General features: G+C 68.1%; 20 protein-coding genes, 2 tRNA genes and 1 pseudogene. 12 read left to right on the top strand and 11 right to left on the bottom strand.

Annotated features, from left to right (window positions below; genetic code table 11):
• Nucleotides 1-235: 235 nt before the first annotated feature.
• Together PQI23_RS01370 and PQI23_RS01365 are read right to left on the bottom strand one after the other, a co-directional pair.
• Entirely contained in the window at nucleotides 236-1696 is a 1461-nt protein-coding gene (locus tag PQI23_RS01370) for a DEAD/DEAH box helicase (protein WP_339970829.1), read from the bottom strand.
• Nucleotides 1697-1698: 2 nt separating this feature from the next.
• Nucleotides 1699-5853 carry an efflux RND transporter permease subunit gene (locus PQI23_RS01365; protein ID WP_339970827.1) on the bottom strand — a complete coding sequence of 1385 codons (4155 nt, stop codon included), beginning with the start codon at nucleotides 5851-5853 and terminating at the stop codon, nucleotides 1699-1701.
• Nucleotides 5854-5936: 83 nt separating this feature from the next.
• On the opposite strand from PQI23_RS01365, the gene PQI23_RS01360 reads away from it, so the two are divergent.
• Nucleotides 5937-7241 carry a DUF445 domain-containing protein gene (locus tag PQI23_RS01360; RefSeq protein ID WP_339970825.1) on the top strand — a complete coding sequence of 435 codons (1305 nt, stop codon included), beginning with the start codon at nucleotides 5937-5939 and terminating at the stop codon, nucleotides 7239-7241.
• Between the two features lie 46 nt (nucleotides 7242-7287).
• Here PQI23_RS01360 and PQI23_RS01355 read toward each other — a convergent pair whose 3' ends face one another.
• Nucleotides 7288-7917 carry a hypothetical protein gene (locus PQI23_RS01355; protein WP_339970823.1) on the bottom strand — a complete coding sequence of 210 codons (630 nt, stop codon included), beginning with the start codon at nucleotides 7915-7917 and terminating at the stop codon, nucleotides 7288-7290.
• A 127-nt stretch (nucleotides 7918-8044) separates the two neighbouring features.
• Between PQI23_RS01355 and PQI23_RS01350 the strand changes: the two genes are divergently transcribed.
• Complete coding sequence (locus tag PQI23_RS01350) at nucleotides 8045-8230, top strand: DUF3073 domain-containing protein (RefSeq protein WP_339970821.1); 186 nt, start codon at nucleotides 8045-8047, stop codon at nucleotides 8228-8230.
• Between the two features lie 89 nt (nucleotides 8231-8319).
• Here the strand turns inward: PQI23_RS01350 and PQI23_RS01345 are convergent, their stop codons facing one another.
• The 3 genes from PQI23_RS01345 to PQI23_RS01335 form a co-directional block, all read right to left on the bottom strand.
• Nucleotides 8320-9066, bottom strand: a complete 747-nt coding sequence (locus tag PQI23_RS01345; protein ID WP_339970819.1) for a phosphoglyceromutase — start codon at nucleotides 9064-9066, stop codon at nucleotides 8320-8322.
• A 43-nt stretch (nucleotides 9067-9109) separates the two neighbouring features.
• Nucleotides 9110-10249, bottom strand: a complete 1140-nt coding sequence (gene ygfZ / locus PQI23_RS01340; RefSeq protein ID WP_339970817.1) for a CAF17-like 4Fe-4S cluster assembly/insertion protein YgfZ — start codon at nucleotides 10247-10249, stop codon at nucleotides 9110-9112.
• A gap of 186 nt (nucleotides 10250-10435) precedes the next feature.
• The gene (locus PQI23_RS01335) at nucleotides 10436-10732 is read right to left on the bottom strand and encodes a hypothetical protein (RefSeq protein ID WP_339970815.1); all 297 of its coding nucleotides are present in this window, start codon (nucleotides 10730-10732) and stop codon (nucleotides 10436-10438) included.
• Nucleotides 10733-10850: 118 nt separating this feature from the next.
• Between PQI23_RS01335 and PQI23_RS01330 the strand changes: the two genes are divergently transcribed.
• From PQI23_RS01330 to pstB, 8 genes are all read left to right on the top strand, one after another.
• Nucleotides 10851-11522, top strand: coding sequence for a winged helix-turn-helix transcriptional regulator (locus tag PQI23_RS01330; RefSeq protein ID WP_339970813.1), 672 nt, complete (start codon nucleotides 10851-10853; stop codon nucleotides 11520-11522).
• Nucleotides 11519-12448 carry a mycothiol synthase gene (gene mshD / locus PQI23_RS01325; RefSeq protein WP_339970811.1) on the top strand — a complete coding sequence of 310 codons (930 nt, stop codon included), beginning with the start codon at nucleotides 11519-11521 and terminating at the stop codon, nucleotides 12446-12448. Before PQI23_RS01330 ends, mshD begins: the two co-directional genes overlap by 4 nt.
• Nucleotides 12445-14574 carry an RNA degradosome polyphosphate kinase gene (locus PQI23_RS01320; protein WP_339970809.1) on the top strand — a complete coding sequence of 710 codons (2130 nt, stop codon included), beginning with the start codon at nucleotides 12445-12447 and terminating at the stop codon, nucleotides 14572-14574. Before mshD ends, PQI23_RS01320 begins: the two co-directional genes overlap by 4 nt.
• Nucleotides 14571-15524, top strand: coding sequence for an NUDIX hydrolase (locus tag PQI23_RS01315; protein WP_339970807.1), 954 nt, complete (start codon nucleotides 14571-14573; stop codon nucleotides 15522-15524). The genes PQI23_RS01320 and PQI23_RS01315 overlap by 4 nt, the downstream gene beginning before the upstream one ends.
• A 139-nt stretch (nucleotides 15525-15663) precedes the next feature.
• Nucleotides 15664-16767 (top strand): phosphate ABC transporter substrate-binding protein PstS, encoded by a 1104-nt coding sequence (gene pstS / locus PQI23_RS01310; protein ID WP_339970805.1) that lies wholly within the window; start codon nucleotides 15664-15666, stop codon nucleotides 16765-16767.
• 102 nt (nucleotides 16768-16869) lie between these two features.
• Nucleotides 16870-17808, top strand: coding sequence for a phosphate ABC transporter permease subunit PstC (gene pstC, locus PQI23_RS01305; protein WP_339970803.1), 939 nt, complete (start codon nucleotides 16870-16872; stop codon nucleotides 17806-17808).
• Entirely contained in the window at nucleotides 17808-18929 is a 1122-nt protein-coding gene (gene pstA, locus PQI23_RS01300; protein ID WP_339970802.1) for a phosphate ABC transporter permease PstA, read from the top strand. Before pstC ends, pstA begins: the two co-directional genes overlap by 1 nt.
• Before the next feature lie 41 nt (nucleotides 18930-18970).
• On the top strand, nucleotides 18971-19750 hold the full coding sequence (pstB, locus tag PQI23_RS01295) for a phosphate ABC transporter ATP-binding protein PstB (RefSeq protein WP_339970800.1): 780 nt from the start codon (nucleotides 18971-18973) through the stop codon (nucleotides 19748-19750).
• A 118-nt stretch (nucleotides 19751-19868) separates the two neighbouring features.
• On the opposite strand, the gene PQI23_RS01290 is transcribed toward pstB, so the two are convergent.
• Together PQI23_RS01290 and PQI23_RS01285 are read right to left on the bottom strand one after the other, a co-directional pair.
• Entirely contained in the window at nucleotides 19869-20318 is a 450-nt protein-coding gene (locus PQI23_RS01290; protein WP_339970798.1) for an acyl-CoA thioesterase, read from the bottom strand.
• 293 nt (nucleotides 20319-20611) lie between these two features.
• Entirely contained in the window at nucleotides 20612-21241 is a 630-nt protein-coding gene (locus tag PQI23_RS01285; RefSeq protein ID WP_339970796.1) for a hypothetical protein, read from the bottom strand.
• A gap of 245 nt (nucleotides 21242-21486) precedes the next feature.
• Here PQI23_RS01285 and PQI23_RS01280 point away from each other — a divergent pair, with 245 nt between their 5' ends.
• Nucleotides 21487-21672: a CsbD family protein gene (locus PQI23_RS01280; protein WP_339970794.1), complete on the top strand. Its 186-nt coding sequence runs from the start codon at nucleotides 21487-21489 to the stop codon at nucleotides 21670-21672.
• Nucleotides 21673-21782: 110 nt separating this feature from the next.
• Here PQI23_RS01280 and PQI23_RS01275 read toward each other — a convergent pair.
• Together PQI23_RS01275 and PQI23_RS01270 are read right to left on the bottom strand one after the other, a co-directional pair.
• Nucleotides 21783-21854: transfer RNA gene (locus tag PQI23_RS01275), tRNA-Lys, on the bottom strand.
• A gap of 63 nt (nucleotides 21855-21917) precedes the next feature.
• Nucleotides 21918-22544, bottom strand: coding sequence for a LysE family transporter (locus tag PQI23_RS01270; RefSeq protein WP_339970793.1), 627 nt, complete (start codon nucleotides 22542-22544; stop codon nucleotides 21918-21920).
• Nucleotides 22545-22620: 76 nt separating this feature from the next.
• On the opposite strand from PQI23_RS01270, the gene PQI23_RS01265 reads away from it, so the two are divergent.
• Nucleotides 22621-22696, top strand: a tRNA-Ala gene (locus PQI23_RS01265).
• Between the two features lie 136 nt (nucleotides 22697-22832).
• On the opposite strand, the pseudogene PQI23_RS01260 reads toward PQI23_RS01265, so the two are convergent.
• A pseudogene (locus PQI23_RS01260) lies at nucleotides 22833-23483 on the bottom strand (BCCT family transporter); the annotation flags it as partial.
• Nucleotides 23484-23519: the final 36 nt, after the last annotated feature.

The following is a 23519-nucleotide window of genomic DNA, read 5'->3' as shown; positions in this document are numbered from 1 at the left end:
ACTCCTTCGATGATGACAAGCGGGGCGGTCCTGAACACCGGGCCACCGGAGTTGCTGTCAGCCTAGAGTCGACCGCCGACACCGCCAAGCGATGCGCCGTGCCTGCACAATCCACTGCCCTGACACTGCGTCGCCGCTTTGTGAGCTTCCTCCAAACCGGGCCATCCCTCACTGGCGATATCATCAACCGCCGTTGTGTCGGCAGCCGCCCGTCACCGCTGATCTTGTGGAGCGGTCAGCCGGGGAGGCGATGCGTGAAGCCGGGTTCGACCTCCCCGACGAATGAGACGTCCACCTCGGCCTCTGCCAGCATCGCACGCGTCCGCGCCTCGCGAGACGGTGGGATCAGGAGCACGGCGTTGCCCGCTGTGCCTGCGCGCCCCGTACGACCAGCGCGATGCAGGTACACCTTGGCATCGTCCGGAAGATCCGCCTGCACCACGAGGTCGACTCCCTCGACGTGCAGACCCCGTGCCGCGACATCCGTGGCAACCAGCACGGACGCCTTCCCAGAGGTGAACTTCGCGAGATTGAGCTCGCGACGCGCTTGGCTCAGATTGCCGTGAAGCGCCGTGACCTTGACTCCGCCTTCGGCGAGCATCTCGGCGACCTGTTCGGCGTATGCGCGGGTACGGCAGAAGACCATGGTGCGGCCGGGCGTCGCAGCGAGCTCGGCGAGCACCTCGTCCTTGTGCGCTCGCTGCACGAGGAGGACGCGGTGCTCCACCGGCATGGCACTGGCTTCTTCGGCCTCGTGCACGGCCGGATCGCGTAAGAACTCTGCGACCAGCGCCGACACCGACGCGTCGAGCGTAGCCGAGAAGAGCAGTCGCTGACCGCCGCGGACGGTCTGGCGCAGCACGCGCTGCACGGGCTCTAGAAACCCGAGGTCGCACATATGGTCCGCCTCGTCGATGACCGAGACGAGCACCTCCCGCAGGTCGAGACGCCGCCGCGCGACCAGATCCTCGACCCTACCGGGGGTGCCGATGACGATGTCGACACCGCGCTCCAGCGCGTGGATCTGGGAATCGACCGGCACACCGCCCACGAGTTGCGCCGTGTAGAAGCCGACCGAGCGGGCGAGCGGCCGCACCGTGCGGTCGATCTGCAGCGCGAGCTCACGCGTCGGCGCGAGGATCAGCGCCTTCGGTTTCCGAGTGGCGAGTCGCGTCTCGCGCACCCCGCGCTGCTTCCGCGACTGAGCAGGCTTCGGATCCGATGCGAAGGCGCCCTGACCCTTGAGCCGCAGCAATCGTTCGACCAGCCCCGCTCCGAACGCGATCGTCTTTCCCGAGCCGGTACGAGCGCGTCCGAGCACGTCGCCTCCCACGACCGCGTCGGGAATCGTAGCCGCCTGAATCGGAAACGGCCGCTCCGCTCCGAGTTCCCCGAGCACTCGAACGAGATTGCCCCCGAGTCCGAGGTCCTGGAACGAGAGCCCGGCAGCGTCAGCAGCCGTGGTGCGACGCGCCTCCAGCCGTTGCGGGATCGGGCTCGTGCTCCGCGGCGCCGATCGCTCCGACGGCAGTTCCCGCTCAGGCCGCTCGCCCCGCTGTTCATCACCGCGCGCCCGCCCCTCCGTCACGGCGTCCGAACGACGCTGCCGCTCCGGTGGCTTCCCTGCGCGTCTCGGCTTCCGATTGGGATCGTAATTCGCCGGCGGCTTGAAGCCGCCGCTTCGCTTTCGCGCCATGATCAGTGTGAATCGCCCGGCGAGTGCTTCGGATCAACGCCCTCGTCGTCGGAGGGCTTCGACGCCTGCTCTGCGTCCTCGACCTCTTGCGTCGCCTGCCACATGAGCTGTTCCCAGTCGAGCTCGCCAGTGATCGGCGGTGCCGGCTCGGGCTGCTCCTCCGCATCGGCGTCGTGCGACGAGGGCTCGGACGGAGACTCCTGCGACGTTTCGGCGGCGGCAGGCGGGGTGTTCTCCGCTCGCTCGCTCGTCACGTCTGCAGCGAAGAGCCTGCTCGTGGAAGCCTCGTGCTCGAGGGGCTCCGGCGAGGGCGTCTCGTCCACCGACGCGTGAGCCGGCATCGCACGATCCGACCTCGAACCCGTCTCGAGGTCGGTGAGCGGGTTGTCGTCGCCGGTGAAGCCGAGACGATCGAGATCGACGGACATCTGCTCGGTGGCCGGCCCCATGGGCTCGTTCACCGCTGCGGGCTCGAGAGTGACCGGAGCATCGTCTTCCGCAGCCGGCTCCTGCGCCGAAGCCGGCTCCTGCGCCGAAGCCGGCTCCTCCTCCGCTGCGGGAGCGGCTTCCACCTGCTCCGGAATGCCGTGCGCAGGAGTCGACGCCCGCTCGGACGGTGATTCGCGGAGAGCCGACGGCTCAGGTGCCGGTGCAGGTGCAAGTGCCGGTGCAGAGACGGGTGCAGGTGCAGATGCAACGGGAGGCTGATCCGGCACCGCGGGCGCTCCATCGCGAGGCACCGCAGGCACGGGCTCGCTGCGGACAGGCGCTGCAGACACCGGTTCGCCGTGCACAGGCGCCGCAGGCACTGCATCAGTTACAGGAGCCGCAGGCACTGCAGGAGCTACAGGGGCCACGGTGGTGGCGGGCACCGATCCGTGCGCGCCGGCACCGGCACCGGCACCCGCGCCCGCTCCGGCCAGTGCCGCACCCGGAACGGGGCTGGGGCTCCGGCGGCGGCGACGGCCCGCGCCGCCGCGCCTCGGCCCGCCCTCGCGGCGGCGCTCCACCAGGTAGTACAGGGTGGGAAGCACCACGAGCGTGAGCACGGTCGACGATAGCAGGCCGCCGATCACCACAACCGCGAGCGGCTGCGAGATGAAGCCGCCCTTGCCCGTGATGCCGAGCGCCATGGGAGTCAGCGCGAGAATCGTGGCGAGCGCCGTCATCACGATGGGGCGGAGTCGCTGCAGGGATCCGTGCAGCACCGCATCGCGCAGAGCGTCTCCGCGCATACGGTACTGGTTCACGAGGTCGATGAGCACGATCGCGTTGGTCACCACGATGCCGATGAGCATGAGCACGCCGATCAGCGACGCGACCCCCAGGGGGATGCCGGTGACGATGAGCAGCAGGATGGCGCCGGTCGCTGCGAACGGCACGGAGATGAGCAGCAGCAGCGGCTGCAAGAGGCTGCGGAACGTCGCGACCATCACCACGTACACGATCAGAATGGCGGCGAGCAGCGCGATCCCGAGCTGCTGGAAGGCGTCGGACTGCTGGGAGAGCACGCCCCCGATGCTCGCGTTCGCCCCCTCGGGCAGATCGAGCGTCTCGAGTGCCGCGGTCACCTCTGCGCTCGCGGTGCCGAGATCGTCGCCCTTCGGGAGTGCGGAAACGGTGACGGATCGCACGCCGTCCTCGGTCCGCACCGTCACGGGTCCGTCGGCCACTTCGACGGTCGCCAAGCTGCTCAGGGGCTGGGAGCCGACGGCGGTCTGGATCGGGAGGTCCGCCACGCCGGCCTGATCCGTCGGAGCCGCCGAGTTCGCGAGATACACCGACACGGTATTGGCGTCCATCGAGATCTGCCCGATCTGCGACGGCTGCATCTGCTGCGTCACCTGCCCCGCGACCCCTGCCTCGCTGAGGCCGACATCAGCGGCGAGCGCTCGGTCGACTGCAATGCGCAGGAACTCGCGGGATTCTCCGAGATCGCTCTCGATCTGCTGCAGACTCTCCTCTTCCTGCAGCGCAGCGACGACGGCATCGCTGGCCTGCGAGAGCGTGGCCTGATCCGGCGCAGTGACGTTGACCTCGATGGCAGACGAGGAGGTCACGCCTCCGCCCGATTGCCCGAGAGAGAATTCGCCGGCGCCCTCGAGCTGGTCGACGGCCGCGCGGATGTCGTCCTGCACCCGAGCCTGATCGGCATCCGGGTCGGTCGTGATCGAGTAGTTGACGGTGCCGTCGCCGCCGCCGCCGAACAGGGCCGCGGCCCCTCCGGCGCTGCCGATCGTCACCTGCACGCTCTCGATCGCCGAAACGTCGTTCAGCGCCTGCTCGACGCTCTCGGCCTGAGCCAGCTGCGCGTCGAGGCTGGTGCCGGGTGCGAGGTTCTGCACGAGCCCGACCGAGTTCTGCTCGTCCGATCCCAAGAAGTTCGTCTTCATGAACGGGCTCGCCGCGAGCGTTCCGCCGAACACGACGACGGCGATCAGCAGCGTGATTGCGGGTCGGCGCAGCGTCCACTCGATGATGGGCCGGTAGCCGCGCTGCAGCGCGGTCGGGTGCTCGTCGATCTCTTCAGCGGAACTGCGCGCGGAGGCGTCCGCCGCATCGCCGTCCGTCCCGCTCCCCGCGGTGACGAAGCCCCGGCGTCGACGGGACGGGCCGGTGCGCAGGAACCAGTAGGCGAGCACGGGCACGATCGTGAGCGACACGAGCAGCGATGCGACGAGCGCGATGGTGACGGTGAAGGCGAAGGGCCGGAACAGCTCCCCCACCATGCCTGCGACGAAGGCCATCGGCAGGAACACGGCGACCGTCGTCACGGTGGAGGCCGTGATGGCGCCGGCCACCTCTCGCACGGCACGGATGATCACTGCCGCTCGATCCCCGCCGTCCGCCAGGTGGCGCTTGATGTTCTCGATCACGACGATCGAGTCGTCCACGACGCGGCCGATCGAGATCGTGAGCGCCCCCAGCGTCAGCAGGTTGAGGGTGTACTCGGCGAAGTTCAAGCCGACGAAGGTGAGCAGCACCGAGGTCGGGATGGAGATGGCGGTGACGAGCGTCGCGCGGATCGACATCAGGAAGACGAGGATCACCAGCACTGCGAAGACGAGTCCGAGCAGTCCCTCGGTCGTCAGCGTCTCGATCGACTGCTCGACGTACGGTGCTTGATCGAAGATCACGGTCAGCTGCGCGCCGCCGAGCTGATCCTGCAGTTCGTCGAGCTTCTCCTGCACGGCGTGCGAGACGTCGACCGTGTTCGCCGCCGACGTCTTCGTGACGCCGATCGTGAGCGCGGGGGCGCCGTCCACTCGGGAGATGCTCTGCTCGGGCCCGGGCTCGAGCCGGACTTCGGCGACCTCGCCGATCGTCACGGGCGCGGCGGGTTCCGGCGGCTCGACCTCGAACTGCCCCGGGATCTCGGGGAGCTCCTGCGGGGGCGCCAACTGCTCCGCGGTCAGCGCGATGGGGAGCGCTGCGATCTCGTCAGCGGACTGCAGCTCGGTGCCCGCTTGCACGGCGAGCGTCCGATCCCCCTCGGTGATCGACCCCGCGGCGATCAGCACGCCGCTCTGCTGCAGCGTGTCGGTGATGGTCTGCGGGCTCAGGCCCCGCTCGCCCAGCGCATCGAGGTTCGGCTGGATCGTGATCCGCTCGGGCCGCGCGCCGCTCAGCTGCGCATCTCGCACCCCCTCGATGTCGGTGAGCTCGGGAACCGCTGTGCGCTCGATCAGGGCGGCGGTCGACTGCAGATCCTCGCCTTCGGCCGGGGTCACCGCGATCTGGATCACCGGGAAATCGTCGATCGAGCCCGAGAGCACTTGCGTGTCCGCCGCTTCGGGCAGGGTCTGCGAGATGCGACTGATCGCCCGTTCGACCTTCTGCTCGGTCGCTGCAAGATCGACACCGTAGGTGAACTCGGCGAGCACCGTCGACGAACCCGTGCTCGAGGTCGCGGAGGACGTCTCGAGCTGCGGTACTCCGCGCAGCGCAGTCTCGATCGGCTCGGAGACATCATTGTTCACCACCTCGGGAGAAGCCCCCGGGTAGCTCGTCACGACTGCGATGGTCGGGAACTGCACCGACGGCATGAGTTCCTGCTTCAGCGACCCGACTCCGATCACCCCGAACACGGCCGCAACGATCGTGACGAGCGCGATCAGCGCGCGGTTCTTGAGGCTCAGCGCCGTGAGGAGGTGCATGGGCACGATTATTCCATGCGGGCGCGCGCTCCCCGCCGGCGCCTCGCTCGCCCCGCCTGCGGCGAAGGGGAGATAATACTGGAATGCCGCAGCCACGCACCCGCCGAACGCTCGGTGCCGTTTCGCCCGTCGACTTCCAGCGCCTCGCCGAGCTCAGGCGGATGCAGGCGATCGCCGTCGGCCTGCTCATCGCGATGGCCGTGATCTTCGCGGTCTCGTTCATCCTGCAGGCCCGCTACCCCGGCTGGGGGTTCGTGCGCGCCGCGAGCGAGGGCGGCATGGTCGGCGCCCTCGCGGACTGGTTCGCCGTCACCGCCCTGTTCCGGCACCCGCTCGGCCTGAAGATTCCGCACACGAACCTCATCTCCCAGAAGAAGGATGACATCGGCGAGGGTCTGGGTTCGTTCGTCGAGGAGAACTTCCTCGCCGACGATGTCGTGCACGACAAGCTCTCGGAGATCAGCGGCGCGCGACGCGCGGGCGAATGGCTGTCGGATCGCCGGAACGCCGAGCGGGTCGGCGCGATGGCGGCCTCGGGGAGCCTCGGTGCGCTCGCCGTGCTCGATGACGACGACGTGCAGGAGCTCGTCGAGGTGCTGGTGCGCCGCCACGTGATCGAACCCGAGTGGAGCCCCCTGCTCGGGCGCGCCGCGGAATCGTTCGTCGCCGGTGGCCATCACGAGGCCCTGCTCGATATCGCCGCCGAACGCCTCGAGGGGTGGCTGGTCGAGCACCCCGACGCCTTCGATCGAGTGGTGTCGTCGCGGCTGCCATCGTGGATGCCGGGAATCGTCGACCGGTTCGTCGACCACCGTCTGCACGCGGAGGCCGTGCGCTTCGTGCAGAGCGTCGCCGCGGATCGAGACCATCCGTTCCGCATCGCCGTGAGCAAGTTCCTCACGGATCTCGCCGACGATCTGCAGTCGCAGGAGCGACTGCAGGGCCAGCTCGAGGCGTTCAAGCACGGCGTCTTCGACAGTCCGCGAATCCGGGCGCTCGCGCAGAGCACCTGGCAGACCGCCCGTACGGCGCTCATCGATATGCTCGAGGACCCGGAGAGCGATCTGCGCACCCGCATGGTGCGCGCGGCGCAGGATTTCGGTTGCAAGCTGCAGGAGGATGCGACGCTGCAGTACAAGATCGACGTCTGGGTGATGGAGGTGGTGGAGCGCCTCGTGCGCACGTATCGGCACGACCTCGCCAATGTCATCTCGGAGACCGTGCAGCGCTGGGACGCGCGCGAAGCCGCTGAGAAGATCGAGCTCCAGGTGGGCAAGGACCTGCAGTTCATCCGCATCAACGGAACGGTCGTCGGCTCACTCGCGGGGCTCGCGATCTACGCGATCGCGACCCTCGTGATCGCCCCGCTCGCGGGGATCGCTCACTGACGCGTCCTCTCGGAGGCCGACACGGTCGAGGCGGTACGGGCGGGCCTCACTCGTAGACGGCGGGCAGCAGCATGTCCTGCACGCGATCCGAGCCCGCAGTGTGATCTGCTCGCGTCGCGATCGCGCAGCGCGTCTCCCGGCAGTCGAGCCCCGTGCTCGCCGGCTCCGGCATCGTGAGCGTCACCGAGAAGCTGCCCTCGGACGCGTCCGAATACTGATGCGTCGCGAAGCTGCGCCAGGCCCAGTCGTTCGTCACCCACGCACTCGTCAACCGCGACTCGTCGACAGTGCCGGATTCGGCCCCCTCGGGAATCCCCCCGAGACAGGGGCCGGGCTTCTCCTCGCTCGACGCCGGGATCGCGCACACCGCCACATATATGCCGATGCCGGCATCGAACCCGGAACCGTCGATCCGCAGCGTCTCGCCGGGTGCGACAGCCCCGAGATCGGCCGGACCGTCGCCGTCATGAGCGCTGAGCGTCCGCACGCGACCGTCGGCGCCGCGCGCCGTCGTCTCCGGTACGGCACTCGCCGGAATCTCCTGCCCCGAGCCTCCGGCGCTGCGATGCAACAGGATCGGCGCGCTCACCGCGACGACCGCGACGAGCACGAGGGCGGCCACGACGAGCAGCGCGATGAGCACGATTCGGGAGGGGCGAGTGCGCATCGAGGGCATGCCCACATGCTAACGCCCTGCGTCCGAGCGGCAGGTTCATCGTGCTAGAATCTGCACCATACGTCTATGAACTGGTATCTGCCTCGGGGGTCAACTCGCGAGGCCCGACTGTGTAAGGGGGTCACGCATGGGGCGCGGCCGTCAGAAGGCAAAGCACACCAAGGTCGCCAGGGAGCTGAAGTACTTCAGCCCCGACACGAACTATTCTGCGCTGCAACAGGAACTGTCAGCCGCAGAGGCGTCGCGGGTGCGGGAAGAAGACCCGTGGGCGGAATACGCCAGTAAGTACAACACGGACGACGACGAGGACTGATCCCCGGTTCACGATTCGCGTCTCCGCTTGACGAGTGAGGGCCCCTCCGCTGGAGGGGCCCTCACTCGTCGCTGCAGCGTCGGAACCGGTCAGGAGCCCTTGCCCTGTGCGGCAACGGCAGCCGCCCCGGCGGCGGCGGCTTCGGGATCGAGGTAGCGGCCGGGCCCGGCCGGAGTTCCGTCTTCGGCGATCTCGTACACGAGCGGCATGCCCGTGGGAATGTTCACACCCGCGATATCGGTGTCGGAGATCCCGTCCAGGTGCTTCACGAGCGCGCGCAGTGAATTGCCGTGCGCGGTCACGAGCACCGTGTTGCCCGCGTTGAGGTCGGGGAGGATGCTCTGCTTCCAGTACGGCAGCATGCGATCGATCACGTCCGCCAGGCACTCGGTGCGCGGCCGATCGCCGTCGATATCGGCGTACCGCGGATCGTCGGCCTGCGACCATTCGCTCGCGTCATCGAGCACCGGCGGAGGCGTGTCGAACGATCGACGCCACTCCATGAACTGCTCCTCGCCGTACTTCTCGAGGGTCTCCGCCTTGTCGAGGCCCTGCAGAGCGCCGTAGTGGCGCTCGTTGAGCCGCCAGGAGCGGCGCACGGGAATCCACAGCCGATCAGCGCTGTCGAGCGCGAGATGGGCCGTCTGAATCGCCCTGCTGAGCAGGGAGCTGTGCAGCACGTCCGGCAGCAATCCCGCCTCGGCGAGCAACTCGCCGCCGCGGGTCGCCTCCGTGCGTCCCTGGTCGGTGAGTCGCACATCGACCCAGCCGGTGAACAGGTTCTTCTGGTTCCACTCGCTCTGCCCGTGACGGAGCAGAATCAACGTATTCGTCATGCGCCCCAGTCTATGGGGAGACGAGGATCGCCTGCCGTTCGGCTCAGAGCCGCTTCAATCGCGGCACAGCGCGGGCCGCCCCCGCACTCGCCGGCACGATCACCTCTTGCGTCGCAGCGATCGGCTCACCGGGTGCCGCTTGAGGATCGTCGCCCTCGGCGCCGCCGCGCACCTCGAGCTCGGCGTCTTCGGCGACCGAGCGCTTGAGCAGTGCGAGCGCGATGCCGCCCCACTCGTGATGCAGGGCGGAGCGGGTGATGCGACCGACGGGCCGCGCGCTCGGGTCGGTGGCGGAGCCGATGCCCGAGAAGACGAGCGCTCCGGAGACGGGCAGCTCACCGCCCGTTCCATCGAGGTGCAGGAGCGCGAGGCGACGGGGCGGGTGCCCCAGATTGTGCACCTTCGCCACGGTCTCCTGGCCGCGGTAGCAGCCCTTCGTGAGGTGAACGGCGGTGCGCAACCAGTCGAGCTCGTGAGGAATCGTGCGCTCGTCGACGTCACCGGCCTGCGACGGCCGCCACGCTCGCACCTGGAGCGCGTCGATAGCGAGTATTCCTGCAGCTCGGAGGCTTCCGTCGCGCACGAGATCCACCACGGAGGAGAGCCGGCTGCGCTCGAAGACGAAGTGGGAGGCGGACCAGTGCGCCCCGGCGTGCTCCGCATCACTCCGCGCGTACTGCACTCCCCCGCGTGCGACCTCGGCCCAGGGGTCCTGCCATACGACCTCCGGTCCGATCGCTCGCAGGGCGTCGGCAGCGGGGCCGTCGAACGCCAGCACCGCGGCGTGGCTCTCGCTCAGATCCTCGACGTCCACCCGGAGTGCGAACCGCATGCGGTTCAAGAAATCGGCGAGCGGGGCGGCCGAACCCGCGTCGACCAGCAACCACGTTCGCTCGCCGTCGTCGACGACGCGCACCGCGCGTTCGATGCGGCCGTTCGGGTCGAGCAGCAGCGTCTCGGTGCTCTCCCCCGGCTGCAGTGCGAGCAGGTGCTGACTCGTCATCGAGTGCAACCAGCTCAGGCGATCCTGCCCGGAGACGACGATGATGCCGTGGTGCGACAGGTCGACGAGAGCCGTGCCCACTTCGAGCGCGCGCTGCTCCACCAGCGGTTCGCCGTAGTGCGACGCGACGTCGTCAGCGGAGCCGACGACTCGACCGGGGAGTTCCGAGAACGGGTTCACGGTGCTTCCGCGCCCCGCGGCATCGGTCTCAGGAGCGCTCAGCGCTGCCCCTTGAAGAGCTTGTAGATGACCGTGCCGGAGACCCACGCGATCGCGAGAGAGGCCAGGCCGAGGAGACCGAGATAGAAGAGTTCGAGAGCGAGAAGCATAGGGCCAGTCTACATCGCCTGCGGTGCCGCGTCTCGGCTACAGCAGCAGCCCGATGACGTCGATGATCGCGATGATGACGACGGAGCCGGCGACGCTGAACGAGATCCGAGTGATGAACCCCTCCCGCTGCGCGGTGCCCAGTTGCAGTGCGAATGTGACGAGCGTGGCGACCCCGACTGCGAGCACGAGCCACGAGAATCGATCCGCGGCTGCGGTCAGCAGCGTGACGAGCGTCCCCATGACGGCGGCGGCTATCCAGGCCACGATCAACCGAGGCACGTGCCACGAGTGCGCCTCTGGCGTCTCCGCGGTGTCGGGGGGCGTCTCGGTCATCGTGCCATTCTCCCACACGCGCCGCGCCCCGGACCGGCACGAAACACTCGTGAAACGGGGGCGAAACAGGCCGCGCAGTACTATTTGGTGCAGGCCACGAGACGAGGAAGGGACGACGATGCAACTCCTCTGCCTCTCAGACCGCGATCCGGCGGATTCACTCCCGGGGCTCGATCTGCTCCCGCACGACGTGCGCACCTCCCCCCTGTCCCTCCGGGTTCCAGAGACCATGGCGGATCGTTTCGACGCCGTGCTGATCGATGGCACCCTCGATGCGCGCCGCGCCCGGGCGGCCTGCCTCAGCATGGTCGACGGCAGCGAGACGCCGCGCGTCGTCATTCTTCCGGAGGTCGCACTCACGGCGTTGACTTCTGACTGGGGAGTGCAGGAGCTGCTCCTGCCGACCGCGAGTCCGGTCGAGATCGAGCTTCGCCTGCGCCTGCTCGATCGCCCGCAGGCCTCGCCGCAGCCCGCCGCGGTGCAGGCGGCGGGAGTGGTGATCGACGAATCGAACTTCACCGCTCGCCTCTTCGGCCGACCGCTCGACCTCACCTACAAGGAGTTCGAGCTGCTGCACTTCCTCGCCGGCAATCCGGGGCGCGTGTTCACCCGTGAGCAGCTGCTCAGCGAAGTGTGGGGAACCGACTACTTCGGCGGCACGCGCACGGTCGACGTGCACGTGCGGCGCCTGCGTGCCAAGCTGGGCGAACACGAGGGCCTGATCAGCACGGTTCGCGGAGTCGGGTACGGCTTCGCACGGGCCCGCATCGAGGAGGAAGAGGCGGAATGACGAAGCTCGAGTCGACTGCCGCGACCGGCGCGTCCGACGTCGAGCTCGCCCGCCGCCTGGTCGCGGCGGCCGAGGCGCACGACGGCATCTCCCCGGTCTCCGATCAGGCGATGCTCGCAGCCGCCCAGGCGGAGCGCTCGCTCCTCCTGTTCCGCAGCGGTGCCGATGAGGATCCCGTAGCGATGGGTGTCGTCGGCCAGGGCGAGGTCGATCTCGTCGTGCGCCCTGACGCTCGGGGACGAGGGGTGGGCGCCGCGGCCCTCGCCGAGCTGCTGACGTCGATCGACGACGAGGCCCTCGCCTGGGCGCACGGCGCGAACCCGGCTGCCGAGAAGCTGCTCACCCGCGCCGGCTTCGCCCCGGTGCGCTCCCTCTTCCGAATGGCGCTCGATCCGGCCCTGCTTCCCCCGCACGACGTCGATCCTCTGGCCATCGACACCCCGAGCGGGTTCGCGCTGCGCGCGTTCGACCCCGAACGGCCCGATGACGCCGGGCGCTGGGTGCGCGCGAATGCCGCGGCCTTCGCGTCGCACCCCGAGCAGGGACGCGTGACCGAGTCGGACTTCGCGCTCATGCGCACCGAGGAGTGGTTCGACCCCGACGACCTCCTGCTGCTCATCGACGAATCGGGCGAGGCCGCGGGATCGACCTGGGTGAAGACGCTGCGCGCACCCGAAGTCGAAACCGAGCTCTACGCCGTCGGTGTGCGTCCCGAGTACGCGGGCCGCGGGCTGGGGGCCCTGCTCCTGGATGCGACGCTCGCGCGCATGGCGCAGCACCGGCCCGAACGCGTCTCGCTGTACGTCGACGGGGAGAACGAGCGCGCCGTGCGCATGTACGAGCGCGCGGGGTTCACCATTGATTCACGGAGCCGCCAGTGGCGAACGGGTGCAACGTCGGCGCCTGGTGCCACAATGGACGCATGAACGACGAACCGCGCGACCACACCGAGGTGCTGGCCGGGCTCCCGGCCGACCGGTACATCGACCGCGAGCTGAGCTGGCTCGATTTCAACCAGCGGGTGCTCGAGCTCGCCGAGGACCCGTCGACGCCGGTGCTCGAGCGCGCGAACTTCCTCGCGATCTTCGCCGCGAACCTCGACGAGTTCTTCATGGTGCGCGTCGCCGGCCTGCGACGCCGCATCGTCACCGGTCTGGCCGTTCCCACGAACGTGGGGCGCGCTCCGACCGACGTGCTCGCGAACATCAACCGCCGGGCGTACGAGCTGCAGCTTCGGCATGCGGAGTGCTTCCGCGGCCAGGTGCAGCCCGCGCTCGCGGAGGCCGGTGTCAAGATCGTCGACTGGGAGCAGCTCGATGACGCGGATCGCGAGATCCTGACCGACTACTACGAGCAGCGCATCTACCCCGTGCTCATGCCGCTCGCCGTCGACCCCGCGCACCCGTTCCCCTACATCTCGGGTCGTGCGCTCAATCTGTCGATCCGGGTGCGCAACCCGAACACGGACAAGATCGAGTTCGCGCGGTTGAAGGTGCCTCAGATGATCCCGCGCTACGTCCGGGTCGACGGCCGGGAGAGCGTCGACGACGTGCGGTTCATCCCGCTCGAGGAGCTCATCGCGAATCAGCTCGACGGCCTGTTCCCGGGCATGGAGGTCATCGACCACCACGTCTTCCGCGTGACGCGCAACGAGGACGTGGAGATCGAAGAGGATGAGACCGAGAACCTGATCCAGGCGCTCGAGAAGGAATTGCTGCGACGCCGGTTCGGCCCGCCGATTCGCCTCGAGATCTCCGACGACATGGACGAGGCGACGCTCGACCTGCTCGTACGCGAATTCGACATCGACGAGCAGCAGGTCTACACCCTCCCGGCGCCGCTCGACCTCAGCGGCCTGTTCGCGCTGACCCGCGTGGCGCGGCCCGACCTGAAGTTCAAACCGCACATCCCGGTGACGCACCCGCAGTTCCGCGTGAACACTCCGAGCGACAAGCTCGACACGTTCTCCGCGATCGCGCGCCGCGAGGTGCTCGTGCACCACCCGTACGAGTCGTTCGCGACGAGCGTGCAGGCCTTCGTCGAGCAGGCCGCCACCGATCCCGACGTACTCGCCATCAAGCAGACGCTCTACCGCACCTCCGGAGACAGCCCGATCGTCGCGTCGCTCATCAAGGCCGCGGAGGCCGGCAAGCAGGTGCTGGCGCTCGTCGAGGTGAAGGCGCGATTCGACGAGGAGGCGAACATCACCTGGGCCCGCAAGCTCGAGCAGGCGGGCGTGCACGTCGTCTACGGGCTGGTCGGACTGAAGACGCACTGCAAGCTGGTGCACGTGATCCGCGAAGAGGGCGGCCGACTCGCGCACTACTGCCACATCGGCACGGGCAACTACAATCCGAAGACCAGCCGCATCTACGAGGACTTCGGGCTGTTCACCTCGTCTCCCGAGGTCGGGCGCGACGTCACGAAGCTCTTCAACGTGCTGTCGGGCTACGCCATCGAGACGGACTACGACCGTCTTCTCGTCGCTCCGCTGCAGCTGCGCAGCGGCCTGCTCGAGCGTATCGAGCGCGAAGCGGAGCACGCTCGCGCCGGCCGACCGAGCGGCATTCGACTCAAGGGCAACTCGATGGTCGATGAAGCCATCATCGATGCGCTCTACCGGGCGAGCCAGGCGGGCGTGCCGATCGACGTGTGGATGCGCGGCATCTGCTCGATCCGCGCCGAGGTGCCCGGCCTCTCCGACACCATCCGCGTGCGGTCGGTGCTCGGGCGGTACCTCGAGCACTCGCGCATCTACTCCTTCGAGAACGGCGGGGAGCGCGAGGTGTTCATCGGAAGCGCAGACCTCATGCACCGCAATCTCGACCGCCGTATCGAGGTGCTCGTCCGCCTCGACGAGCGCGAGCACCTCGAGCGCATCTCGCGGTTCTTCGACTACGCCTTCAGCAACGACGTCTCCTCGTGGCGCATGCTGCCCGACGGCAGCTGGCACCGCACCGTGATGAATGAGGCCGGGGAGCCGCTGCCCGATCTGCAGGATCTCGTCATGCAGGATCGCACCGAGGCGCTCCGTGCGCGGAGAGCGCGGTGACGGAGGAGGTCTTCGCCGCCGGCACCGTCTGTTGGACTCGCGACTTCCTGAGTGACGGAAGCGAGCGCATTCTCGTGCTCGTCATCCACCGGCCCAAGCGCCGCGACATCTCGTTCCCGAAGGGCAAACTCGACGCCGGGGAGAGCCTGCCGCAGGCCGCGGTGCGCGAGACGCGCGAGGAGACCGGCCTGAAGGTTCGGCTCGATCAGCACATCGGCACCATCCACTACGATCTCGCGGGCAACCGCCGGAAGACGGTGCAGTACTGGGCCGCGCACGTGCCGCGGCGGAAGGCGCTCGAAGCGTCGTTCCAGGCGAACGACGAGGTCGACGCCATCGAGTGGGTGCCCCTCGAGGAGGTGCGCGAGCGGCTGACGTACGCCGCCGATCAGGAGCTCTTCGACGTGTTCCTGAAACTCGCCGAACGCGACCTCATCGACAGCTTCTCCGTGACGCTGCTCCGCCACGCCAAGGCGCTCCCGCGTGCGCAGAGCGACGAGCCGGATCATCTGCGCCCGTTGACGGACTTCGGGGAGGCGCAGGCCGCTGCTCTCGTGCCGATCCTCACCGCCTTCGGGCCGCGTCGCCTCTATACGTCGACGGCGGTGCGCTGCGTCTCGACCGTGTCCCCGTTCGCAGAACGGCGCGAGAAGCAGGTGCGGCAGACCGACGCGATCAGCCAAGACGCATGGGACGCGGGCGACCTGGACGGCATGCGCGAGCTCGTCGCGTCGGTCGTCGGGCACGGTAAGGATGCGCTGCTCTGCAGCCACCGACCGGTACTCCCGGATCTCGCTCGCGAACTCGCCCTCGCGACCGGAAGTCGCACGGGCGCCTACCTCGAGGAGGCGACGACGCTGCCGACCGCGGGCTTCTCCGTCTTCCATCTTTCGCGGCGGCACCCCGAGGCGGGGATTCTCTCGGTGGAGACGTACCCGCTGAAGCACTGATTCCGCATGTTGCGGACGGCGTGAGTTCACCTGTTGTTCACCCTCTGGCAGACCTCGCGTCATGCACGGTGCCTAGCGTGGTGCTGTGGTCGTACGAGGCCATCACCCCACATCCGTTTCCAGATTGGATCAATCTCAAGTGAAGCTTTCCGCATTCGCCAAGATCGCCGCTATCGGCGGTATTGCTGCACTCACGCTGACCTCCTGCGCCGCCAACGAAGGGGGCAGCGCCTCCGGAAGCGATGACTCGGGTGCGAGCTCGAGCCTCTCGGGCGAGCTGGTCGGCGCGGGCGCCTCGTCGCAGGGCTCGGCTCAGGAAGTCTGGGTCGCCGGCTTCCAGACCGCCAACCCCGACGTCACCGTGAACTACGAGCCCTCCGGCTCGGGCGCAGGCCGCGAGACCTTCCAGCAGGGCGCGAGCGCGTTCGCGGGCTCCGACCGCGCGTTCGAGGTCGAAGAGATCTCGGCCGGCCCCTTCGACGGCTGCGCAACGGGTGACATCGTCGAGTTCCCCGCCTACATCTCCCCGATCGCCATCATCTTCAACGTCGAGGGCGTCGACTCCCTGAAGCTCGACGCACCGACCGTCGCGAAGATCTTCTCGGGCGAGATCACCAGCTGGAACGATCCGGCGATCGTCGACCAGAACCCCGATGCCGAGCTCCCCGAGAGCAACATCACCGCGGTGCACCGCTCCGATGACTCGGGCACCACCGGCAACTTCACCGAGTACCTCGCCGCTGCCGCGGCCGACGACTGGACCGTCGGCTCGATCGAGACCTGGCCGACCGAGTTCGGCGGCGAGGGCGCGCAGGGCACCTCGGGCGTCGTCAGCGCGGTCTCGAACGGCACCGGCACCATCGGCTACGCCGACGCATCGCAGGCCGGCGACCTGGGCACCGTCGACATCAAGGTCGGCGAGGAGTACGTCCCGTACTCGCCCGAGGCCGCTGCCGCGATCGTCGACGCATCGTCGCTCGAGGAGGGCCGCAGCGAAGGCGACCTCGCGATCACGCTCGACCGCACCTCGACCGAGGAGGGCGTCTACCCGATCGTGCTCGTGAGCTACCTCATCGGCTGCGCCGAGTACGAGGATGCCGCGAACGCCGAACTCGTGAAGTCGTACTTCAGCTACGTCGTCAGCGAAGAGGGCCAGTCGGCCGCTCAGGAGTCCGCGGGCAATGCGCCGATCTCCGAAGAGCTCCGCACCCAGGTGCAGACCGCGATCGACTCGATCAGCTGATCTCCGAGGTGGGCGGGGGCGCGGCCGCACGGCGCTCCCGCCCACCTCTGATCGCCGTCAGGTGATCCCCCCAGTACTTCCCTCCCAGACCCCGGAGATTCAGTGACCGTCACTTCCGCCCCCGCCAAGCCGGTGCTCAGCATCGGCGACCGCGTCTTCTCGCGCTCCGCGGTCTTCGCGGGCAGCATGATCCTCGTCACACTGGCTGCCGTCGCGATCTTCCTCATCGTGCAGAGCATTCCGGCCTTCGTCGCGACCGACGAGAGCGCCTCGCTGCTGACCAGCAACTTCTGGGCGTACGTCGGCCCGCTCGTGTTCGGCACCGTCTGGGCTGCGGCTCTCGCGTTGCTCATCGCTCTTCCGCTGGCGATCGGCATCGCCCTCTTCATCTCCCACTACGCCCCGCGTCAGCTCGCGCAGGTGCTCGGCTACATCGTCGACCTGCTCGCCGCGGTGCCCAGCGTCGTCTTCGGTCTCTGGGGCATCGGAGTGCTCGCCCCTGCGGCGCGCCCGGTCTTCGAGTGGCTCAACACCTATCTCAGCTGGATCCCGCTCTTCAGTGGCACGGTCAGCGGCACGGGCCGCACCATCTTGACCGCCGCGCTCGTACTCGCCGTGATGATCCTGCCGATCATGACGGCGATCTGCCGTGAGATCTTCCTGCAGGCCCCCGTGCTGCACGAGGAGGCCGCACTTGCACTCGGCGCCACCCGCTGGGAGATGATCCGCATGGCCGTGCTCCCCTTCGGCCGCCCGGGCATCATCTCGGCCGCCATGCTCGGGCTCGGGCGCGCGCTGGGCGAAACCATGGCCGTTGCGATGGTGCTCTCGGCCACCGGCCTGGTGACCTTCAACCTGCTCACCTCCGAGAACCCCTCGACCATCGCGGCGAACATCGCGCTCTCCTTCCCCGAGGCCTACGGCGAGAACATCAACGTGCTCATCGCGACCGGCCTCATCCTGTTCATCGTCACCTTCCTGGTCAACGCACTCGCTCGCTGGATCGTGAGCCGCCGCGCAGAGTTCTCGGCGGCGAACTGATGCTCCAGCAGACCGAAACGAAACAAGAGGGGACCACTTCCGTGGCCATCACCGTCCGCCCCGTCCGCGCGGGATCATCGCTCGCCGGCAACCGGCTGTCGCGCCTGACCCCGTGGATCGTGCTCGCCGGCTGCCTCGCCGCGGCGTTCGCGCTCTTCGGCCTGCTCGCCGCCTCCTCCGGAAACGACTTCTCGATCGTCGGCTCCGTGCTCATCGGCGCGATCGCCTACGTCATCGTCATCACGATCATGTCGGCGTCGGTCGAGGGTTCGCGCCAGGCGATGGATCGCTTCATCACCGCGATCGTCACCGGGGCGTTCCTGCTCGCGATGGTGCCGCTCGTCTCCGTGGCGATCACCGTCGTCTCGAACGGCCTCGCGCGGTTCGACGCCGAGTTCTTCAACTCCTCGATGCGCAACGTGACCGGTGAGGGCGGCGGCGCGCTGCACGCCATGGTCGGCACGCTGCTCATCACACTCGCTGCGTCGATCATCTCCGTTCCGCTCGGACTCATGACGTCGATCTACCTCGTCGAGTACGGTCGCGGTCGCGTCGCGAAGACCATCACCTTCCTCGTCGACGTGATGACCGGCATCCCCTCGATCGTGGCCGGCCTCTTCGCCTACGCGGCCTTCGCCCTCTTCCTGGGCCCCGGCGTGCGCATGGGCATCGTCGGCGCCGTCGCCCTCTCCGTTCTGATGATCCCCGTCGTCGTCCGCTCCAGCGAGGAGATGCTCCGACTCGTGCCGAACGAGCTGCGCGAAGCCTCGTATGCGCTGGGCGTGCCGAAGTGGCGCACGATCACCAAGGTCGTGCTGCCGACCTCGATCGCCGGCATCACCACCGGCATCATGCTGTCGATCGCACGCGTCATCGGCGAGACGGCACCGCTGCTCATCACCGCGGGCTTCACCGCATCGATGAACTACAGCCTCTTCTCCGACCGCATGCAGTCGCTGCCGGTGTACGTCTACACGCAGTTCATGAACCAGGGCAACCCGGCCGAGGCGTTTGTCGATCGTGCCTGGGCCGCCGCGCTCGCGCTGATCCTCATCGTCATGGCGCTCAACCTGTTCGGCCGCCTCATCGCCCGCTGGTTCGCCCCCAAGACCGGCCGCTGAGCCGTTCCACTCCCCCGCAGACTCTCAACGAAAGAACCACCATGTCGAAGCGCATCGAGGTCAAAGACCTCAACGTCTACTACTCGAAGTTCCTGGCGGTCGAGGGCGTCTCGATCAACATCGAGCCCCGCAGCGTCACCGCATTCATCGGCCCGTCGGGCTGCGGCAAGTCGACCTTCCTGCGCACGCTGAACCGCATGCACGAGGTCATCCCCGGCGCGCGCGTCGAGGGCGAGGTGCTGCTCGACGGCGAGGATCTGTACGGTGCGGGCGTCGATCCCGTGCTCGTGCGCCGGCAGGTCGGCATGGTCTTCCAGCGCCCCAACCCCTTCCCCACAATGTCGATCCGCGACAACGTGCTCGCCGGTGTGAAGCTGAACGATCGCCGCATGTCGAAGAGCGACGCCGACGCCCTCGTCGAGAAGTCGCTCGTCGGTGCGAACCTCTGGAACGAGGTGAAGGATCGCCTCGACAAGCCCGGCTCCGGCCTGTCGGGCGGCCAGCAGCAGCGTCTCTGCATCGCCCGTGCGATCGCCGTGTCGCCCGAGGTGCTGCTCATGGACGAACCGTGCTCGGCGCTCGATCCGATCTCGACGCTCGCGATCGAGGATCTGATCGACCAGCTGAAGCAGGAGTACACGATCGTCATCGTGACCCACAACATGCAGCAGGCGTCGCGCGTCTCCGACCGCACCGCGTTCTTCAACATCGCCGGAACCGGCAAGCCCGGCAAGCTCATCGAGTACGACGACACCTCGACGATCTTCTCGACCCCGTCCGTTCAGGCGACCGAGGACTACGTCTCGGGCCGCTTCGGGTAGGTCCGCGGAGGTGCAGCTGGCCCCGGTGCTCGTCGGATTCGACGGGCACCGGGGCCTGCTGCGTTCCTGCTTCCTGCGCGCGTGCGGATGCGCGGGTGCGCGCGTGCGGCAGTGGTGCTCAGCCCTCGTCGCGGTTCGGCATCTCGTCGGCGTGCGGCATCCGGTCTCGGTCATAGGTGATCGCGGTGTAGCCGTGGGGCACGGGCACCCCTTCGGGGCCGATGTTCACGAAGACGATGCGGTCGATCGAGAGGATCGTCTTCCGCGTGATCATGTTGCGCACGACGGCGCGCATCGTGAGCGAGGTGCGCCCGAACTCGGTGGCGACCAGCCCCATCTCGATCAGGTCCCCTTGACGAGCAGACGCTTCGAAGTTGATCTCCGAGATCAGCTTCGTGACGACGTGAGGATTCCCGAGTTGGATGATCGCATAGATCGCGGCCTCTTCATCGATCCACCGCAGGAGGCTCCCTCCGAAGAGCGAGCCGTTCGCGTTCATGTCTTCCGGCCGCACCCACTTGCGGGTGGAGAAGTTGATGCCGTCGGCGTGCGCGTACTGAGATCTCATACGACCGAGCTTAAGACGAGCGCGTTTCGGAAACGAGACGCCCGTGCTTCAGCGACGAGTCGCTCAGGCATGAAAAGACCGAGCCGCAGAAACGCCTCTCGGCGGAAGGCCGCTCGAAGCGGCGAAAATTGGAGCCCGGGGTTACTGCGGCCCGGCGAGAACCAGTTTAGCGCAGGGCGCGTGCAGCGCCACGGCGCGCCGTCAGCGCTCGGCGAACGCGCGGATCGACTTCGCCGAGCAGCCCGGCGGACCGCCTCCGGCGGCTGAGGGCGACTGAGGGCGGTTGAAGGCGGCTACGAGAGCGTCCCGTCGCGCCAACGGCGCGCACCGGCGTGCAGATCACTCGCGAAGGTCGAGTAGCGCAGCGACCGCGTCGTGAGCTCCGCCGCGTGCGCGTCGTCGTGCACGTCGCGCGCGTCGGCGAGGTCCGCGGCACCGAGCGACATGATCCGGCAGTAGCTCGCCGCGCGCTCGAGCGCCCCGTCCAGATCTCCGGTGAACACGCCGCGAAGAATCGTGTCGCAGAGGCCGGCGATCGAGTCGGGAGTGACGGGCTCCGCGGCACCCGCCACGACCGGGTCGATCGTCACCGCAGCAGCGACGCCGCGGCGGAACAGGTCGGCTGATCCTTCGGGGTCCGAATCGACGACACGACGCAGCAGGTAGAGCCTCCACAGTGCGCCGGCCAGGGAGTGCGCGCTCTCCCCCGCCCAGAGTTCGGCGATATCGTCCAGCCCGGAGCCTGAAGCGAGCCCCACCACGCGTTCGACCACGTCGGGGTCGGCGACGCTGCGCACGCGGTCGAGCAGCGCCCACGACGTCTCCTGCGCGAGACGGCGGGCGGCTTCCGGCTCATCGGAGCCGATGATCCAATCGAACGTGAAGCTGGGCTGCAGAACGGGACGCTGGTGATCGCGTAACATCGGCCTCTTTCGCGGTGCGGGAGCGGCATGATCCTGAGTTCGGATCGCGGACCACGCGAGTCTACGCCGCCTCGCGCCCGCGCGTGCACAGCGGCTGCGCGGGACCGCCGCGTATCCTGGAGTCTCACGATCTTTCACACTCCGGAGCGGAAGCGCAACCCCCTGGGCCGCCCGACGCGGGCCTGGCACGGTAGATCATGTTCCCGATTCTTCGGGAATGCGCCCCAACATCGAAGGAGGATTGCATGAGTGCATCGGACAAGATTTCGGCAGCAGGAGACAAGCTGAAGGGCAACGCCAAGGAGGCCGCCGGCCGGGTGACCGGCGACGACAGCCAGGTCGCCGAGGGCAAGCTCGATCAGGCCAAGGGAGACATGAAGCAGGCCGGGGCCAACGCCAAGGAGTCTGCGAAGGATGTCTTCGACAACTAGACCTCGCAGTATCGAACGGGCCCCGCACACCTTCGGGAGTGCGGGGCCTGTTCGCGTGCTACGGTCTCGGCGTTGGAGATTGCGGCACGCGGATACGCAGCAACCAGAAGTGCCCCCAGTAGGGATCGAACCTACGACCTGCGGATTAAAAGTCCGTAGCTCTACCGCTGAGCTATAGGGGCCAACCCGAACAGCTTAGCGGATGGGGCCGTGCCGCTCATCTCGCTCGGGAGTCCGCAGCAACGTCAGTGGATGAAGAGCAGCAGCCCCGCCACGGCCACGAACAAGGCCCCGAATACGGAGTTCAGCACGCGTTGCCCGCGCGCGGTCGCCGTGTAGCGGCGGAACGGGCGAGCCGCGACGGCGAAGAAGCCCCACATCACGATGACGTCGACACCGACGGCGGTGGCGATGAGAATCAGATACTGCGGCAGGATCGGGGCATCGACATCGATGAACTGCGGAATGAAGGCCAGGAAGAACACGATCGCCTTCGGGTTCAGCAGGTTCACCCAGAAGCCGCGGCGCAGCATCGCCGACCGCGTGTTCGCGCGCCGGGCGCCTTCCGAGTCCGCGGCGGGCGCCTGGGGCTTGGTGAAGATCAGCCTGACACCGAGGTACACGAGGTACGCGGCTCCGACGTATCGGATCACGTTGAAGAGTACGGGCGTGTTGGCGACGAGCACGCCGACGCCGGCCGCGACGATCACGATGTGCGCGAGCAGCGCGAGTTCCTGCCCCAGGACGCCCCAGATCGAGCGACGCCACCCGACTGCGAGCGAGTTCGACATCGTGTTGATGGCGCCAGCACCCGGGGTGATGCAGATGACGACGGTGGCGGCCAGCAGGGAAAGCCAGATCGCAGGAGCCACCAGCACAGTGTAGCGGCGCGCCCGCGCACGCGATTTTCATCGCGCACGGTTGGCCTGCTAGACTCGTTCGCTGTCAGGGTCTGTGGCGCAGTTGGTAGCGCGTCTCGTTCGCAATGAGAAGGTCAGGGGTTCGATTCCCCTCAGATCCACCATTCGGAGTCTCGGTTTCCATGCGAAGCCGAGATTTTTTTGACCATTCAGACGACGAGACCGCAGTGCCCTGTGGCTCGCATCCATCTGGTGCGAAGTCTGCGCGAGCGCCGCGAAGGCGCCCGCGCAGTACGCGCGTCAGTTCCGGCCCTGCTCCGCGCCGGCCTGCTCGAGGTGGGTGGCGACGAGCTCCTCGCTCTCCTTGAGCGTTCCCTCGGTCGACTCTCGGTACTCGGGAGTGTCGAAGACCTCGTCGGGGATCGGAACGCTCGCATCGTGCTCCTCGTCGACCCGGATCGTGCCGTCCCGGGTATCGACGGTGATGGCGTGCGCCGGCACCTCGTGGATCGCCATCACTCTCGGCGCCTCGCCGTCCTCGGCTGCACTGCGACCCGAGGGGCTTCCGACGTCGGCGGAGAGTCCTGCGAACGACATGGAGAGCGCCGGAGACAGATGCTCGCGGGCCTTCTCGCGATGCCGCAGTACCCGGCCGAGTTTCTTCTTGAGCTCCTCGTCGTCATCCGTGTCTTGGCGAAGACTCGAGACGAGCGCCGCCGAGGAGGCGTAGGGGCGGATCCTCACGTAGCGCGGCAGCTCGGCGGCGTCGTGCAAGAGCGCGCGGCCCAGAGCCACCATCGCCAGCACGTACACGATCGAGAGGGGCGCAGCCCCCGCCAGGGAGCTCACCTGCAGTACGGTGAGCGCCGCCTCTCCACCGATCACCAGGAGCACGGCTGCGGAGGCGCCGAGCATGATCGCCCAGAAGGCACGTGAGAAGCGAGGCGCATCCCCCGCTCCCCCGCGACAAGCTTGCTATACCTGAAC

This window comes from Leucobacter sp. USCH14 (assembly GCF_037619215.1).
In the GTDB taxonomy this organism is placed as follows: domain Bacteria; phylum Actinomycetota; class Actinomycetes; order Actinomycetales; family Microbacteriaceae; genus Leucobacter.
Note: the sequence above shows the minus strand (reverse complement) of the source record. Positions and strands in the feature narration are given on the sequence as shown.

What these genes read in the sequence shown, in the direction of transcription:
- PQI23_RS01370 (WP_339970829.1), bottom strand. Translation starts at nt 1,696, where the DNA reads ATGGCGCGAAAGCGAAGCGGCGGCTTCAAGCCGCCGGCGAATTACGAT.
- PQI23_RS01365 (WP_339970827.1), bottom strand. Translation starts at nt 5,853, where the DNA reads ATGCACCTCCTCACGGCGCTGAGCCTCAAGAACCGCGCGCTGATCGCG.
- PQI23_RS01360 (WP_339970825.1), top strand. Translation starts at nt 5,937, where the DNA reads ATGCCGCAGCCACGCACCCGCCGAACGCTCGGTGCCGTTTCGCCCGTC.
- PQI23_RS01355 (WP_339970823.1), bottom strand. Translation starts at nt 7,917, where the DNA reads ATGCCCTCGATGCGCACTCGCCCCTCCCGAATCGTGCTCATCGCGCTG.
- PQI23_RS01350 (WP_339970821.1), top strand. Translation starts at nt 8,045, where the DNA reads ATGGGGCGCGGCCGTCAGAAGGCAAAGCACACCAAGGTCGCCAGGGAG.
- PQI23_RS01345 (WP_339970819.1), bottom strand. Translation starts at nt 9,066, where the DNA reads ATGACGAATACGTTGATTCTGCTCCGTCACGGGCAGAGCGAGTGGAAC.
- PQI23_RS01335 (WP_339970815.1), bottom strand. Translation starts at nt 10,732, where the DNA reads ATGACCGAGACGCCCCCCGACACCGCGGAGACGCCAGAGGCGCACTCG.
- PQI23_RS01330 (WP_339970813.1), top strand. Translation starts at nt 10,851, where the DNA reads ATGCAACTCCTCTGCCTCTCAGACCGCGATCCGGCGGATTCACTCCCG.
- mshD (WP_339970811.1), top strand. Translation starts at nt 11,519, where the DNA reads ATGACGAAGCTCGAGTCGACTGCCGCGACCGGCGCGTCCGACGTCGAG.
- PQI23_RS01320 (WP_339970809.1), top strand. Translation starts at nt 12,445, where the DNA reads ATGAACGACGAACCGCGCGACCACACCGAGGTGCTGGCCGGGCTCCCG.
- pstA (WP_339970802.1), top strand. Translation starts at nt 17,808, where the DNA reads ATGCTCCAGCAGACCGAAACGAAACAAGAGGGGACCACTTCCGTGGCC.
- pstB (WP_339970800.1), top strand. Translation starts at nt 18,971, where the DNA reads ATGTCGAAGCGCATCGAGGTCAAAGACCTCAACGTCTACTACTCGAAG.
- PQI23_RS01290 (WP_339970798.1), bottom strand. Translation starts at nt 20,318, where the DNA reads ATGAGATCTCAGTACGCGCACGCCGACGGCATCAACTTCTCCACCCGC.
- PQI23_RS01285 (WP_339970796.1), bottom strand. Translation starts at nt 21,241, where the DNA reads ATGTTACGCGATCACCAGCGTCCCGTTCTGCAGCCCAGCTTCACGTTC.
- PQI23_RS01280 (WP_339970794.1), top strand. Translation starts at nt 21,487, where the DNA reads ATGAGTGCATCGGACAAGATTTCGGCAGCAGGAGACAAGCTGAAGGGC.